Annotated in this window: 13 protein-coding genes; 6 read left to right on the forward strand and 7 right to left on the reverse strand. The window is 51.3% G+C overall.

Going from position 1 to position 16,495, the window contains the following annotated elements:
* The first annotated feature begins 35 nt into the window (after positions 1-35).
* Positions 36-1,232, forward strand: coding sequence for a nicotinate phosphoribosyltransferase (gene pncB, locus NH461_RS08520; RefSeq protein WP_261599947.1), 1,197 nt, complete (start codon positions 36-38; stop codon positions 1,230-1,232).
* 97 nt (positions 1,233-1,329) lie between these two features.
* Here pncB and NH461_RS08525 read toward each other — a convergent pair whose 3' ends face one another.
* From NH461_RS08525 to NH461_RS08540, 4 genes are all read right to left on the reverse strand, one after another.
* Positions 1,330-1,983, reverse strand: a complete 654-nt coding sequence (locus NH461_RS08525) for a hypothetical protein (protein ID WP_261599948.1) — start codon at positions 1,981-1,983, stop codon at positions 1,330-1,332.
* Between the two features lie 278 nt (positions 1,984-2,261).
* Complete coding sequence (prc, locus tag NH461_RS08530; protein WP_261599949.1) at positions 2,262-4,262, reverse strand: carboxy terminal-processing peptidase; 2,001 nt, start codon at positions 4,260-4,262, stop codon at positions 2,262-2,264.
* 17 nt (positions 4,263-4,279) lie between these two features.
* On the reverse strand, positions 4,280-4,924 hold the full coding sequence (gene proQ, locus NH461_RS08535) for an RNA chaperone ProQ (protein ID WP_261599950.1): 645 nt from the start codon (positions 4,922-4,924) through the stop codon (positions 4,280-4,282).
* A 108-nt stretch (positions 4,925-5,032) separates the two neighbouring features.
* On the reverse strand, positions 5,033-5,491 hold the full coding sequence (locus NH461_RS08540; RefSeq protein WP_261599951.1) for a GAF domain-containing protein: 459 nt from the start codon (positions 5,489-5,491) through the stop codon (positions 5,033-5,035).
* 83 nt (positions 5,492-5,574) lie between these two features.
* On the opposite strand from NH461_RS08540, the gene NH461_RS08545 reads away from it, so the two are divergent.
* The 5 genes from NH461_RS08545 (at position 5,575) to NH461_RS08565 (ending at position 14,022) form a co-directional block, all read left to right on the forward strand.
* Positions 5,575-7,404, forward strand: coding sequence for an ABC transporter ATP-binding protein (locus NH461_RS08545; protein WP_261599952.1), 1,830 nt, complete (start codon positions 5,575-5,577; stop codon positions 7,402-7,404).
* 71 nt (positions 7,405-7,475) lie between these two features.
* On the forward strand, positions 7,476-8,672 hold the full coding sequence (locus NH461_RS08550; RefSeq protein ID WP_261599953.1) for a paraquat-inducible protein A: 1,197 nt from the start codon (positions 7,476-7,478) through the stop codon (positions 8,670-8,672).
* Positions 8,653-11,280 carry a PqiB family protein gene (locus NH461_RS08555; RefSeq protein WP_261599954.1) on the forward strand — a complete coding sequence of 876 codons (2,628 nt, stop codon included), beginning with the start codon at positions 8,653-8,655 and terminating at the stop codon, positions 11,278-11,280. Before NH461_RS08550 ends, NH461_RS08555 begins: the two co-directional genes overlap by 20 nt.
* A gap of 135 nt (positions 11,281-11,415) precedes the next feature.
* Positions 11,416-12,846, forward strand: a complete 1,431-nt coding sequence (gene rsmF, locus NH461_RS08560) for a 16S rRNA (cytosine(1407)-C(5))-methyltransferase RsmF (RefSeq protein WP_261599955.1) — start codon at positions 11,416-11,418, stop codon at positions 12,844-12,846.
* 582 nt (positions 12,847-13,428) lie between these two features.
* A complete protein-coding gene (locus tag NH461_RS08565; RefSeq protein WP_261599956.1) occupies positions 13,429-14,022 on the forward strand; it encodes an FMN-dependent NADH-azoreductase in 594 nt (197 codons plus the stop codon).
* Positions 14,023-14,154: 132 nt separating this feature from the next.
* Here NH461_RS08565 and NH461_RS08570 read toward each other — a convergent pair whose 3' ends face one another.
* The 3 genes from NH461_RS08570 to NH461_RS08580 form a co-directional block, all read right to left on the reverse strand.
* A complete protein-coding gene (locus NH461_RS08570) occupies positions 14,155-14,805 on the reverse strand; it encodes a hypothetical protein (RefSeq protein ID WP_261599957.1) in 651 nt (216 codons plus the stop codon).
* Positions 14,806-15,361: 556 nt separating this feature from the next.
* The gene (locus NH461_RS08575) at positions 15,362-15,709 is read right to left on the reverse strand and encodes a carboxymuconolactone decarboxylase family protein (RefSeq protein WP_261599958.1); all 348 of its coding nucleotides are present in this window, start codon (positions 15,707-15,709) and stop codon (positions 15,362-15,364) included.
* 317 nt (positions 15,710-16,026) lie between these two features.
* On the reverse strand, positions 16,027-16,341 hold the full coding sequence (locus NH461_RS08580) for a DUF496 family protein (RefSeq protein ID WP_261599959.1): 315 nt from the start codon (positions 16,339-16,341) through the stop codon (positions 16,027-16,029).
* Positions 16,342-16,495: the final 154 nt, after the last annotated feature.

Raw genomic sequence — 16,495 nt, forward strand, 5'->3', positions numbered from 1 at the left:
ATATTCTCGGATTGCGATAGACAACTACATAAGCTATGACTCATACAGGACACACTGGGGTAATCGAATCCCTGCTTGATACTGATGCATACAAATTGCATATGCAACAAGCGATCTTTTATCAATACCCGAATATTGAAGCGGCTGCAGAGTTTCATTGCCGTAGCCAAGAAGACCTTCGTCCTTACTGCCGCGACATTCAAGCCCAGGTCGAACAACTGGGGGAGCTTTCTTTTTCTGAAGATGAGCTGGCCTATCTGGCGACGCTGCCGTTCTTTAAAGCCGACTACCTGGACTACCTGAAAACCTTTAAACTCAACAGCGATCAGGTCGAAATTGATGCATCCGGCGAGCAACTGAGCATTAAGATCACAGGGAAATGGCTTGATATCATTCTATGGGAAGTCCCTCTGCTGGCGGTCATCAGCGAAGTTCGCTCGTCAAAATGCTATCCGGAATCCTCGGCACAAGATGCCATTCGTCAACTGAAACTGAAGCTGGCAGACTTCTACCAAAGCGCAGAAGGCACCGATTTAAGTGAGTTTGCCCTGGTCGACTTCGGGACACGCCGTCGTTTCTCCAAAGCAGTCCAAGAGGCGATTGTCGACTATCTCTGCGAGAACATGCCGGAGTTCAAGGGAACCTCGAACTACCACCTGGCGCATACCCGCGGCTTGACTCCCGTCGGCACCCAGGCACATGAATGGTTCCAAGCCCACCAACAGCTGTCCGGGGAACTGGCTGACTCTCAACAACTGGCATTGAACCGTTGGTTGCAGGAATATCCGGACTCACTCGGCATTGCCCTGACCGACTGCATTAATATGGACGCCTTCCTGCGTGACTTCGATCTGCGCCTATCCGAGCGTTTCAGTGGCCTGCGCCATGACAGCGGGGACCCAATTGCCTGGGGTGAGAAAGCCATTCGCCACTATGAATCCCTGGGAATTAATCCAAAGAGCAAGACACTGGTTTTCTCCGACAGCCTGACCCTGCAGAAAGCGCTGGAGATCTACAAACACTTTGCGCATCGCATCAACCTCAGCTTTGGGATCGGGACCCAGCTCACTTGTGACCTACCCGGCGTCGATACGTTGAACATCGTCATCAAGCTCACCGAGTGTGAAGGCCGCCCGGTTGCGAAGATTTCGGATGAGCCGGGTAAGAGTATCTGCCGGGATGAAGATTACCTGTCACAACTGCGCCAAGCGTTTAAACTGGCGAACAGCTAAGGGAATAACATCCCCTATTCATGAAAAAGGCTTGCCCTGGGGCAAGCCTTTTTTTTGCTTCATCTCGGATCTCCGGGTAACCCGAAACAGAAACGCGTCATTCACGAACCATTACCGCTTCCATGCCGAATTGCTTGTTGGTCAGCGTCAGCGTATTTGATCCCAGCTGGAATTGGCTATCATGCTGCCCGTCTTCATAAATCAAAACAATCCGATCATCTTCGATAAAGTAGATCCCCTGGTGTTCACGCTTGCGACCATCATCACCGGAGACTTTTGCCGAAAACAGAAAATCCGGACGTAGTGAAATCTCCAGTTCGGATACCCCATCACCGACATCCCGGCCCGTAATTCGAGAGGAACGCCAGTTGCCCGGTAGATTTTCCGGTGCCAGCTTGGTAAACCGCGCGCCATCAAGAATAAACTGATTATAACTGAGCAAATAACTATGTTGTTGTTCCGGCTGATCTTTTGCCTGAAAGGTGACCGAGCTTTCATCGATATCGTAAATCCCTTCCCAGGCTTCAACCGTCCCATCGACCTGCAGCAGACGGATCACAAACTGATAGGAAGATTTAAACTTGATATTCATTGCCCGGTAGCTGACCCCTTCGGTACTGACCCCGTCATCGGTGCTGCTGAACCAATACCAATCCCCTAATAACAGCGGGTAATCAAACTCTGTTAAATCATCGGCATACGACAGTGAACTCAAAAATAAAGCAACAGCAATCAGTGACGACTTCAACATAGCTACCCCAACAACAAAATGAAGTTCTTCTTAAACCCTAGTCGGCAAATGGGCGCTATGCCTAAAAATGATGAGCAATATCACACTAATTCAAAGGGCCATCTTATTCTTAAGACAGTCTCAGTCGGCAGATCCTGCTTTAAATACAATCAGGTACCGCGCATCCGGGGCGTGGTGGCTACTCCTGTCTCCATGCGGCGTATAAAAAAAACGGTACCGAACCCGGTACCGTTTCAATCATTCAAACAAAGGGCTTCACCCCATAACAGTGGTGACTGTTAGCTGGAGACCTTAATGAGATCGGCCGTAATGGCGACTGCTTCATCAAGGTAAGCATCCGGCGCTTCGTAATCTTTTGGAATATCATCCAAAGTTGCGAACGCCTTCTTGCCCATCGCTTTCTGACGCTTGTTCAGGCGAGTCAGACGTTCAACGTCGTCTTTCTCCTGCTCAGCAATCCGCTTCTTCTCATTCAGAGAAATCGTATTGATGTCTTTCTCCTGCTGATAGCGCTTGATATCTTCCTGGATAAAGCTGAACTCCAAATCACGCTTGATGCGTTTTTCATGGTTCGCCACCAGGTTCGTCAACAGTGGGGAAAAGTTATGTACTTTCTGGTACTGCGCCGGTTTGATGCTATCCCAAGGCAAGGCATTGTCTTCAACACTTTCACCGGTTTCTGACGGATCAACGGCAGACGGGAACGGCACATCCGGGACAACCCCCAGGTTCTGCGTACTACCACCGTTTATACGGTAGAACTTCTGGATCGTGTACTGCACATGGCCCAGTGGCTGATCAAACAGATCATAAATATGATTCAGCGACCGGTGCTGCTGCACGGTCCCTTTCCCGAAGGATTGCTCACCCAGAACCACAGCACGGCCATAATCCTGCATCGCCGCAGCGAAAATTTCGGAAGCCGAGGCACTGTAGCGATTCACCAAGACAGTCAGCGGATGATCGAAATAAACCCGATCATCGGAATCGCCATTGACCTTAACCCGGCCATAGCTATCACGGACCTGCACCACCGGACCACTGTTGATGAACAGACCCGTCAGAGCTGTCGCTTCAGTCAGCGCCCCACCACCATTGTTCCGCAAATCGATCACAATGCCGTCAACCTGCTGTTCATTGAGCTTTGCCAGCTCTTTCTTGGTGTCTTCAGACAAGCCGACGTAGAAACTTGGGATCTCAATCACCCCGATCTTCCGCCCTTGCGAGAATTTCACCTCAGATTTAACCGCACGATCTTCAAGACGGATCTTATCGCGTACAATTGTGACATCGTAACTCTTGGTGCTACTCCCTTCCGGCAGGATCTGCAGCTTCACTTTACTGCCTTTCGGGCCCTTGATCAGTTGGACAACATCATCCAGACGCCAGCCAACCACATCCACCATATCTTTGCCGTCTTGCGCGACACCAATGATCCGATCCCCGGCAGAGAGACGTTTCGAGTCGGAAGCCGGCCCACCAGCCACCAGCGAGCGGATCACCGTATAGTCATCCACCACTTGCAGCACGGCACCAATCCCTTCAAGAGAGAGGTTCATCTCGGCCTGGAACTGTTCGGCATTGCGTGGCGACAGATAACTGGTATGCGGATCTACTTCGCGGGCAAATGCATTCATGTAGATCTGAAACACATCTTCATTATGCGTCTGTGTCAGACGCTTCAGCGCATTGTTGTAACGTTTGCTGAGCGTCTCTTTGATCTCCGGCCATTTCTTACCGGTCAATTTCAGATTCAGCGCATCATATTTGACTCGCTTGCGCCAAATCTCGTTGAGTTCGTTGCGATCTTTCGGCCATGGCAACTGAGAACGGTCAATCACGAAGTCTTCATCTGTATTAAAGGTGATTTCCCGATCCAGCAATGTCAGGGCGTATTGATAACGATCGTATCGACGTTTGAGAGACTGATTGAAAATATCGAAAGCAGCCGTGTTTTCACCACGTTTCAGTTGATCATCAAGCTGATGCTGCCACTGTTCAAACTGCTTGATATCGGAAGCAGTCAGGAAGCTTTTATTGAAGTCCAACATTTCAATGTAACGGTCAAAAATGCTGGCCGAGAACTGGTCGTCTAAGCTGAATTGTCTGTAATGCGAGCGAGTGAACCGCGACGCTATCCTTTTACTGGCCGTCGCATGTTGCTTTTCAGGCACCAGCGTCGGCAAATCACTTAGCGAATATTTAGCCTCTAGGGCTTGTGCTGAAGCTGCCAGCATCATGCCGGCAGCGATCAGTGAGAAACGGAATCGACATTTCATACGTCGAGCATTCTCCTTTACGAACGAAGGTGCTCCGCTTTTACAACCATGGTCAGTCCATTGGTCAAACGTACGCGCACATCGTCCTTATTAATTTCAACGATAGTCGCCGGCATGTTTCCGGTACCCATGTTGACACTGACAGACTTACCTACGATAACTTCATCAGCATTCAACGCACGGGTCGTTTCTGCAGGCTTTTTATTTAGCTTAGTCGTTTTTTGTTTGGTGCTCTTAGGTTTAGACGATTTAGCGCGAATTTTTTTCGCCTTGTCCTCACCTTCTTTGCCAGCAGCCGCTTTCGCTTCTGCCTGCTCTTTACGGCGAGCACGAACTCGAGCCTTGCTTTCCTCGAGCGCTTTTTTCGCGTGTTCTACGTGTTCTTCTTCCAATACGCCACACTCGTTGCCGTCAAGATCAACACGACTGGCGCCGGCTTTCACACCATGCAGGTAACGCCAGGAAGAAGTGTATTGACGCAGCGCAGTACGCAGCTGAGTCTTACTCACCTTCGGGTCTTCGCTCAGACGTTCCGCCAGTTCTTGGAAGATACCAATTTTCAGTGGCTTAGCTTCACCTTCAACGGTGAAACATTTTGGGAAACGCTCAGCAATGTAGGCAATCACTTCTTTACTGTTCGTTAGCTTTTCAGAGTTTTCCATGGACTTTCCTGACAATGCGAGTGAGACTCGCCTTTTGTACTTTAATCAAAAAGAAATTGTCTCGCTATTATAGTTACCTAGCACTGAAAAACCACTGTAAGCATTCAATTAGAGCCTTTTTTGTAGTTCCCTGACAAAACTCACTAGTCCATCCTCATCGGATTGGTCAAATCTTGACAAACTTGGGCTATCAATATCCAGCACACCGTATAATTCACCCTTCACACGAAACGGAATCACAATCTCAGAGTTACTGGCCGCGTCACAGGCAATATGCCCTTCAAACTGATGAACATCTGCAATGCGCTGCACTTTGTCCTCGGCGATTGCCGTCCCGCACACGCCGCGCCCGACCGGGATGCGCACACAGGCCGGGTTGCCCTGGAATGGACCAAGCACCAGCTGTTCGCCTTTCAAAAAGTAAAAGCCGGCCCAGTTAATATCTTCTAACTCCATAAAGAGTAACGCACTAATATTAGAGATATTAGCAATCAAATCCGACTCGCCTTCAATCAGTGATACCGCTTGTTTCGTGAGTCTTTCGTAAAACGCTGACTTATTTTCCATGGCTTACTCCTTGCTTAGCCTCTAAAATAAAACCCTTTGCAATAATAGGAATCATTATCACTGTGAAAGGCAACGAAAACCAAATGATTAACTGGTCTTGGCTGGTAACGCAAGCAAAACATCATCGGCCACGGCTAATTGCCGCCAATATCATCGCCGTTCTGGCGACGCTGATTAGTGTGCCCATCCCCCTGCTGATGCCGCTCATGGTTGACGAGATCCTGCTGGATAAACCCGCCCAGGGGATTGATTTTCTTAACTTTTTCCTACCACAATCCCTACAAACGCCCACCGCATACATTTTCCTGGTGCTGTTGTTTGTCGTGCTGATGCGAATCAGCAGCCAGGCATTAAATATTTTACAAAGTCGCCAGTTTACCCTGGTTGCAAAAGACATCACCTTCCATATTCGCCGCCACCTGCTCGACAAACTCGGCCGGATCAGCATGCGCCAGTATGAAGAAAAAGGCAGCGGCGGGATCACTTCGCACCTGATCACCGACGTGGAAACCATCGATAAATTTGTCGGTGATACCCTGAGCCGGTTTCTGGTCGGCCTGCTCACGGTGGTGGGCACCGCGGTGATCCTGCTGTGGCTGAACTGGCAGTTAGGGCTGTTCATTCTGTTGGTCAACCCGGTCGTAGTTTATGCTTCCAAGAAGATGGGCAACCGAGTCAAAACCCTCAAGCGAAAAGAAAACCAGGCATTTGAAAAATTCCAGCAGCGCTTGGTGGAAACCCTGGATGGACTCTACCAGTTGCGCGCTTCGAACCGGGAGCGGGAATTTCTGACCCAGCTCAAATCCAGTGCTGATAACATCCGTTACGACGCCGACAAGTATGCCTGGCAATCCGAAGCCGCCGGCCGGATCTCCTTCTTGCTGTTTTTGATCGGCTTTGAGCTGTTCCGGGCCATGGCGATGGTGATGGTGCTATTCACGGATCTGACCATCGGCCAGATGTTCGCCGTGTTCGGCTACTTGTGGTTCATGCTTGGTCCGGTTCAGGAGCTGCTCGGCATTCAGTTTGCCTGGTACGGTGCCTCTGCCGCCATGCAGCGGCTCAATGGCCTGATCGCACTGGAAGAAGAAGTCCGCCCGGTTGCGACCGTCAATCCGTTCCGAGCCGGAGAAAGTCTGCAAATTGATGTCCGTGATCTGCACTTTGCCTATGATGAGGATAAAGAAGTGCTGCGTGGCCTGAACCTGTCGATCCCGGCCGGGAAGCGGGTGGCGCTGGTCGGCTCCTCCGGTGGCGGGAAGTCGACGTTAATCCAGCTTCTGCTGGGGATCTATCAAAAAGACAGCGGCGATATCCTGATCAACGGCGCTCCGATTGAAGACGTCAGCTACGAAGCGCTACGGGAAAAAATGGCGGTGGTGTTGCAGCACCCGATACTGTTCAATGACACCCTGCGCAACAACCTCTGCATGGGCGCGCACTTTAATGATGAGCAACTCTGGCAAGCCTTGGACATTGCCCAGATGATGGACGTTACCGAACGGCTGACCAAAGGGTTGGATACCGAGATTGGTCGTCAGGGGATCCGCCTTTCCGGCGGTCAGCGACAGCGCCTGGCGATTGCCCGAATGATCCTGGCCAATCCGGATTTTGTGATCCTGGACGAAGCCACCTCTGCGCTTGATACCGCCACTGAAGCTGCTTTGCATAAAGCCCTGAATGAGTTTCTGGCCGATCGAACCACCCTGATTGTTGCCCACCGTTTATCTGCGGTTAAGCAAGCTGATTTAATCTATGTGCTTGAAGACGGCCAAGTCAGCCAGTCGGGAACACATGCTCAGCTCGTGAATGAAACCGGGTTATATCAGACCCTATATGGTTCAATTCAGTCATCAGCCACAGAAGTGCGAGTCGATCCACAAGGGGCTGTAGCCAGAGTGAATGTAAAATAATATAGTGTTCATAATTGATAATAGCGGCCCTTGAGCCGCTATTTATTTGCATAGTAAAGGATTAAACCACCATGTCACTGGCAAGACGATGTCCCGGATGCGATTTAGCCATCATGCCGCAAGTCGCCCAACAAGGACAAAGTGCCTATTGCCCTCGCTGCAATACCCGATTATACCGAGGCGGCACTTCACGCTTTAACAGTGAGCTGGCCATTGCCCTGGCGTGTCTGATCCTGTTCATTCCTGCGCATGTATTCCCGCTCATTACGATCCGCCTATTCGGCGTGATGATCCCGGCCACACTCCCGGCCGGGGGACTGGTCCTGGCGTCTGATTTTCCCATCGTGGCATTTCTGATCCTGTTTTGCAGCAGTATTGCCCCGCTTCTGGTCAGTCTCTCGGTGCTCGGCGCTCAGGCAGGTCTGAAATGGCGACGTTTTCGCTTGTTTCGCCTTTCCATCCTGACCATTGAACACCTGCGCAACTGGGCGATGTTTGATGTCTTTCTGATCAGCCTGGCCATTTCCAGCTTCAAAGTACAGGACTATGCTGAACTTCACATCGGCCCCGGCCTTTATTCTTTAGTCATTCTGCAAGTTCTGATGTCATTGCTGATTACCCGGGTCAGCGTCCATCGCTACTGGGAAGCCTGGCAGCCGGAAGGCGAACATACTGATGACGAACTGAAAGCCCAATGCCATAGCTGCCATTTAACTCAGGCTCAGGGCGAGCACTGTATGCGCTGCACTGCACCGCTGTATCACAGGGTGCCCCACTCGATTCAGAAGACCTGGGCATACCTGATCGCAGCCACGATTTTTATTTTCCCGGCCAACCTGTACCCGATTTCCATTTTTCTTAATAACGGTAAGCGAATGGAAGATACCATTTTTTCCGGTGTCGCATCGCTGGTGAACAATGGTATGGGTGGTATCGCAGCAATCATTTTCGTCGCCAGTATTGTGGTGCCGGTTGCCAAGATCCTCGGGCTGGCGTTTCTGCTGCTGGCCATCCAGTTCAAACGCCAGATCAACCACCGACACCGAATGGTGATCTACAGGATAATTCAATGGATTGGCAAATGGTCAATGATGGATCTGTTTGTGATTTCAATTATGGTCACCCTGATTGACCGTGACCAACTCCTCGATTTTACACCCGGCCCGGGCGCCATTGCCTTTGGGGTCGTAGTTGTGCTTACCATGCTGGCTGCCGAAAGCCTGGATTCTCGTCTGATATGGGACAATTATGAACGACAGACTCGATAACCAAGAACCAGAACCTGTGAAAATTAAACGAGATCGCGGCATCTCTCCCCTTTGGATCCTCCCTCTGCTCGCACTCGTTTTAGCCGGGTGGCTGGTCTACAAAGCGGTCAATGAAGCCGGCCAACGGATCAAGATCCACTTCAGTGATGCCGCCGGCCTGACGGCCGGTCGCACAACGATTCGCTATCAGGGCCTTGAGATCGGTATTATCCGCGATGTCATTCTGTCGAAGGATCTAAAGAGCATTTATGCCGAAGCAGACATCTATCCGGAAGCCGTCAAAACCTTGAAAGAAGGGACCCAATTCTGGCTGGTGAAACCCAAAGCCTCGATTACCGGTATTTCCGGGTTGGATGCGCTGGTGTCGGGCAACTACATTGCCATGCAACCCGGTCAGGGAGACAGTGCCTATGAGTTTACGGCACTCGATACCCAGCCTTCCGATCTGACGCTGGGAGAAGGACTGAAAATCCAGCTCCGCGCACCGAGCCTTGGGTCGGTGAATATCGGCTCTCAGGTCATGTACAAGCAGATCCCGGTAGGTGAAGTGTATAACTACACCCTGAGTGAGAGTAAAAAACGCGTCCTGATCGACTTGTTAATCAAACCCCAATACGCGGAACTGGTGACCAATAAAAGCCGCTTCTGGAATGTCAGTGGCATGAGCGCCAATGTCGGATTCAATGGCATTGATGTGCAATTTGAAAGTTTGTCGGCCATGATTGGCGGTGCCATTGCCTTTGACTCGCCGGATGAAGGCGTGACCATCCAACCCGGAAAACAGTTCCGCCTGTATCCGGATTTAAATACTGCCGGGCGCGGGATCGCAATCACCATCGAGCTCCCGGACAACAACAACGTCAGTGCCAACGGCGCGCCGATCATTTACCGCGGCCTGGAAATCGGCAAGGTCTCCGATCTGCGTCTGGATAAGCAGCGCCAGAAAGTCGTGGCGCATGCCGCCATCGAACCGAGCATGAGCGAGCTCCTGACCACCGGCTCACGGATCCTGCTGGAAGAAGCCGAAGTTTCTCTCACCGGGGTGAAGAATATCGGCAACCTGATCCGGGGGAATTTCCTGACACTGATCCCCGGCCACGGCGAAGACGCCCGACGTTTTGTCGCTATCACTCAGGATCAACTGCTGGAACAACAACCCGGTATCGCGACCTTCTCCCTCTACGCCGATCACAGTCACGGCGTAAAGCGCGGCACCCTGTTAAAACATCGGGGCCTGGAAGTCGGCCGTGTGAAGAGTGTCACGCTGGAAAGCAATCGGGTACGGTTCGATGTGGTTGTTTTGCCAGAGCACACGGCCCTGGTCCGCTCAGCCAGCCGCTTCTACTTAGACGGCGGGATTGATGCCACCCTCGGTGCCCAGGGGCTGAATGTCAACGTGCCGCCGGCCGATCAGCTGATTAGCCAAAGTATCAGCTTTACCAGTAGCGGTAGCCGCAAGATCCTGACCCACTACCCGCTTTACGCAAGTAAACAGCTGGCGACCCTGGCGGCCGAGCAGCAGCAAGGTCAGTCGACCTTTACCCTGTTCGCTGACGAGTTGCCGCCGGTTTCAGCCGGAAGCCCGGTACTGTATCGCAATCTGCCGGTGGGCGAAGTTAAGGACTACGCCCTGACCCGTGACGGCGTCACGGTCAGCCTGGCGATCAAGAACAAGTACCGTCATCTCATTCATAGTGAAACGGTGTTCTGGAATCGTTCCGGCGTGGAAGTTGAAGCCGGGATCGGGGGTTTCAACATCAAAGCCGATCCCCTGGCCACACTGGTCAAAGGCGGCATTGCGTTTGACACCCTACCGGGTATCGCAAACAAAACCGATCATCGCTTCAAGCTTTACCCGAGCCTGAAAGATGCGAAAAACTTCGGCCTGACCATTACCCTGACCGCCAGTGACGCCAAAGCCGTATCAGTGAATAGTGACATTCGCTATCAAGGCGTTAACGTTGGTAAAGTACTGGATATCATCCCGAATTTTAAATCAGGGAATGTCAGCATTCAGGCGCGCTTGTTCCCGCAATATGCCGGGCAACTCGCCAAATCCGATAGCCATTTCTGGCTGGTCACGCCGAAGATCAGCCTGTCCGGCACCAAGAACCTCGACTCTCTGCTCAGCAGCTACATTGCCGTTGAGCCCGGCACCGGCAGTTATTCTCAGACCTTCACGCTGGGAAAAACAGAACTGGCCAAAACCGGTCTGACGGTGATCCTTGAAAGTGAAGAGCGCGGCTCCGTCAGCGAAGGGACGCCGTTGTTGTATCGCGATATGCAAGTGGGTCAAGTCGTCAATGTGTCTCTGGGTGAGCTTGCCGATCGGGTCATTATTGAAGCGCAGGTTGAAGAATCCTACAGCCACCTGGTTCGTACTGACAGTGTGTTCTGGAATGTCTCCGGGCTGGATGTCACCATCGGCCTGACCGGCGCCAATGTGGCAAGCGGCACGGTCGATAGCCTGCTTCGCGGCGGGATTGCTTTCGCAACACCGGAGCAACAGCCTTTATCGCCGATTGCCGAACCAGAATCCCATTTCCTGCTGCACCGGCAAGCCAAGCCGCAATGGCGAGAATGGCGCACTGCCATTCCCCACCACTGAGACGTGACATCCCGGCCATCAGAGTCAAAGGAGCGCACCCGCGCTCCTTTTTTCATGTGAGGCCCCGCTGAGAATCGATTATTCACCGGCTTTGGTATAGACTCACGCCCCAAGCTAGTTAACTGAGACATTCCCTTGCATCCGAACATCCACCTTCCTGAAGCTTACCTTGAGCAGATCCGCCAAATCATGCCAGAGCACCTGAGCATGGATGAGTTCATCGCCTGCTGTAAAACCCCGCTCCGCCGCAGCATCCGGGTTAACACCCTGAAGATCAGTGTGGCTGATTTCCTGGCGCGGGTTGCAGACAAAGACTGGACGCTGACCCCTGTTCCCTGGTGTGAAACCGGCTTCTGGATTGAGCGTGAAGACGAAGACAGCGTGTCGCTTGGCAACACGGCCGAACATATGGCCGGGCTGTTCTATATTCAGGAAGCCAGTTCGATGATGCCGGTGACCGCCCTGCTCAAAGACAATGATCGCTTGGACTGCGTCCTTGATATGGCTTCTGCCCCCGGCTCTAAAACAACCCAAATCGCCTGCGCTATGGAAAACCGGGGGGCGCTGGTTGCCAATGAACTGGCGGCCAGCCGGATCAAAGTGCTGCACGCCAACCTGCAACGCTGCGGTGTGTACAATACAGCCCTGACCCATTTCGACGGCTGTGTCTTTGGCGGCTGGGCGCCGGAGTCTTTTGATTCTATTTTGCTCGATGCGCCCTGCTCCGGTGAAGGCGCAATTCGGAAGGACGAAGATGCCATGGCGAACTGGAGCCTGGCATCCGTTGCAGACATCGCAAGCGTCCAACGCGATCTCATCGTCAGTGGTTTTCAGGCCTTAAAACCAGGCGGCGTCATGGTCTACTCGACCTGTACCCTGAACTTGCAGGAAAATCAGCAAGTCTGCCATTATCTGAAAGAGACTTTTGGTGACGCGGTCACATTTGAGTCGCTGGGCGATCTTTGCCCGGGCGCCGAGCAAGTCCTGACAGAAGAAGGATTCCTGCATGTTTACCCGCAGGTGTTCGACAGTGAAGGCTTTTTCGTTGCCCGGATCCGTAAACATCACGCCGTTGAATCTCCAAAGGTGAAAAAGCGACTCGGGAAATTTCCATTCAACCTTGCCGGTGAAAAAGAGCAGGCACAAATTACCGCCAGCCTGAAAGCAGATTTGGATATTGCAATCCCGGCAGGAAGTGAGATCTGGCTTCGAGACAAAGAGGTCTGGCTGTTTCCGGCCAACCTGCGCGCACTACTCAGTGAAATTCGATTCCAGCGGATCGGTGTCAAACTCGCCGAGCAGCATAAGAAAGGCTACCGTTGGCAACATGAAGCGATCATGACGCTGGCAAGCGGGCGTGAATCCGTGGCAACGGCGCTGACAGCACCGCAAGCGAAAGAATGGTTCATGGGCCGGGATATCCGCCCGGAAAACTTCAGTGGCCAAGGGGAAGTGATTGTCACCTACCGTGACTACCCGATTGGGATTGGCAAATGGGTTGGCAACCGCATTAAAAACGGCCTGCCGCGTGAGTTGGTTCGCGATAAAAACCTTTTTGATTTCTGACCGGCATCACAAAGGGGATCATCAATAGGGATAGTAGAAAATAAACCTGACGCCAGGTTTGCAGCACAAGTGTCAGAATTGAATGACATTCTCATTGCCAAAACTGGCAAATTATACTGCTTGAACTACCATTGATAGTGTAATTGATCTCCATTTACTAACCAGTTAGCGCAAGGCTCTCACGAGCCATTCCCCTAAGCCCGAAACAGGAGTCGTTTCGGGCTATTTTTTGCCTTTTCGCTGCCATTCTCCCAGCCTTGATTCCCCATCTGAATCAAGGCTGAATCGAGCACACCAGAAAAAACCGCTTTCACCATGTCCAGCGAATGTCACGACAGTTGCTTCTGAAAGGGAACAACCGTCATCTTCATCAACCAAATCAGGCTTTATCCCGTTCTCAAGCAAAAACCTCATCCTCACCCAAAACAAGAATAAATTTAACCAATTGAATTAAAAGGAAAATATAAACATGATAGCTTCATCAATAAATTAGAACAACTTGCACGATATTTTCCACTGTCTTCGCCCGCTGCTCTCCCCTATATTGACTGCCAAGCACGCAACACAGTGAAGGAATGAACCATGTCAAACGTACTTGTTTTAAAATCCAGCATTCTCGGCGACTACTCCCAATCAAACGGCCTGATTGAACACTTAATGACTTCTTGGGCAGGTAAAACCACCGCAATCATTGAACGTGATCTGGCAGCAAACCCGCTTCCGGTTCTGGATGGAGAGCTTGCCGGTGGCCTGCGCGGCGGAGAGAACCTGAACGCCCGTCAGCAAGATGCGCTGGCCCTGTCTGATCAACTGATTGAAGAGATTCAAGTCAGTGACACCCTGGTGATTGGCGCGCCGATGTACAACTTCACGATTCCGACACAACTGAAAAACTGGTTTGACTTGATTGCCCGTGCCGGTGTGACCTTCTCATACACTGAAACCGGTCCGGTGGGACTCCTGACCGGGAAAAAAGCAATCCTGGTGACAACCCGTGGCGGCATGCACAAGGAAGGCGGAACCGATCACATGGTGCCTTACCTGAAAACGGTTCTGGGCTTTATCGGGATTACCGATGTTGAAGTGGTTTACGGCGAAGCCCTGGCCATGGGCGAAGAAATGGCCGCAAACGGCATTGCCGCAGCAAAAGCTGATCTCGAAAGCCTGAGCGCCTGATTACCTGATAATCACGCTGCCCCATCCCTTGCGGGCATCCGGAATGCCCGCAATCGATGCTACTGCTAAAAGTGACAAGATTGTTCTGGATTTTCCAGCCTTATCCGCCAATACGGATAAGGTTTTTTTTCATTATACCGACGCAAAAACCTGATATTGGGCCACCTGCTGCCGGAATAGGGACATCACGTCTGAAAACTCAGGAATGAGTGTCATCGTCCCGGTTTCAGGTTCATAGAACCCGATTTCGCGGTGTGCCGGTCGAAACATCAGCCTGAACCCCTGCGCGGTTGGCTGGATACCGAATTCATCCTCCCGGTAGACTTTCTGGTTGCTGTCATAACAGCCGGAAAAGAATCGTAACAGCTCATGTGCCGCCGGGGACTTAAACATCTGATCCCCAATGGTTGCACCATTGCAGTCCGAGGCTATCACCCGAAATCCCTGCTCACTGTATTTCATCAGCTCAAACAACCGGCGCCGTTGGGCCTGTGTTGGCTTCACTGCCGTATGCACGCGTCCGCGCGCTTCATAACGGATGATTCCGGTAGCAACCATCAGATTGACAATGGTTAGTTCATCACAAGCTCCTTGCATTTCTTTCGGCAACAATGCAGCCACAGCGCGGTGATATTGCCGATGGTCCAGATCCGAACGCTGCAAATTCAGTAAGTTGCCATCCGGCAATACATACCCGCCATCTTTCTGAATCCGCGTTACCCCAAAATGTGACACCAGTTGTGAGATCAATGCCTCACCGTTTTGTTGTTTTATGTTTTCCATAGCACCTATCCATCTGAAATAAGTCCCAAATTTTCAGATGGATTTATGATTCATCACTCAATAAGAAAAATCAGTGCGGCGGCTCTCATTATTTATAATATTCCCCATACAAATCAGCGAAGCTTCAACTTGCCCTCAAAAATATGGCGGCCTCGTAAGACTTCATCACCTCATGCGGTCAGCTCATACAGTGATTTGGAGACTGGACGATTCATCAACCTGGGCTATACTCAGTATTGAAAAGCGTTTCTTTCTGCCAATAGGTCTTACAGAGATGAGGGGAAAGAGGAGCAACCACGTAAGTTTCTGGGCTTGCAGCGTGGCCAACGAGAGCAGAAGCACAACCCTGTCATCGCTAACTCTCGACGCGCTTTTCACAATCATCCTTGAGCGGATCACCGACCTGCAGAATGCAGGTTTTTTATTGCTCATTTTCCAGAGTGTTCACAGGGCGCCGCCCCTCAGCAATTGCGAACTCACTGTGGCAACGCTCCGTGTATGCGGATCCCCCCGAGACTCTTGGTTTCCAATGCTGACGTTTCAACTCCGGTAACTGTCAGACTTCCCAATCCGGCGCCTCAGTTTGATTTGCGGGGGTCAACCGATCTTCCGCCCAGCTTAAGGCTGCCGTCACACATGGGAAACCCAGCGTACTGATCAACAGGATCAGACTATGGCGAATTTCTTCAGCGCTCGCCCCGGCCGCCAGGGCCCGCTGGGTGTGGCTGTGCACCGCCCCTTCCGAACGACAAGCTGCTGCCGCTGCCAGTTGCAGCAACTGTGCTGTTTTCTCGTCTATCGGCCCACACTGTTTGACCGTTTTTCCAAGTGATTCCACGGCGTCTAATAGTGATGGGTATTCTTGTTGCATCCTACGATACTGTGTTGATGGATGTTCCGACATAGCTCCTCCTTCACTCATAAGCTTCATCTGGGTAACTTCCGGGCACGGGCAGGTTGTGATAATGACGGCATAACGGCCATAGCCAACCGACAGTGTTGATGCCTGGCCCTTTGATGATTCGCCTCAGTTCAACCTTTCGGTCTATCAAGCGTAGCCGCTGAAACGGCACATTCGGTGTCCGAACTTCAATTCAAACCTGCCGCCAATCCTGAAGGACGACCCTGTCCATGCGGCAATAAAAAACCCGGCCAGGCCGGGTTTATGTATTCAGGGTCCAACGAAACACCTTCATTCATGGCGGTGTTTTCGCAACACGATTATGATTTAGGCTTTGAAGCCAGCTCCGCTTTTTTCAGCTCTGTCACTTTTTTGCTGATTTCACGGCGCTCTTTTGACAACTCTGCGCTGATAATAATGTGATCATCCACGCGGTCTTCATAATCGCCTTTCATGTTCTGGATGATTTCAACAATCTGCTCATGCGTCATATCTTCCTGGATGTAATCCAGCAGGTTTTCTAGCAACTCAACACGTTTCCGGTTATCACGGACCTTACGATCGTTATCCAGAATTTCACGCTTCAACTTATTTTTGCGGCGTGTCTGGCGGACCAATTCAAGGATAGTGCTCATGGTTTGTCCTTCTATGAAACTACAATTCCCGACTAAGCTCGTTATAACAGAAAGTTATGTTGTTACTCAAGTCACAATTTTACGCATCGAAAAAAATCACAGATTCTTTGATTTAGTCCCATAAAATCATATTTTTGCGAAATTGAAACGGCCC

The organism is Photobacterium sp. TY1-4 (assembly GCF_025398175.1).
Taxonomy (GTDB): domain Bacteria; phylum Pseudomonadota; class Gammaproteobacteria; order Enterobacterales; family Vibrionaceae; genus Photobacterium.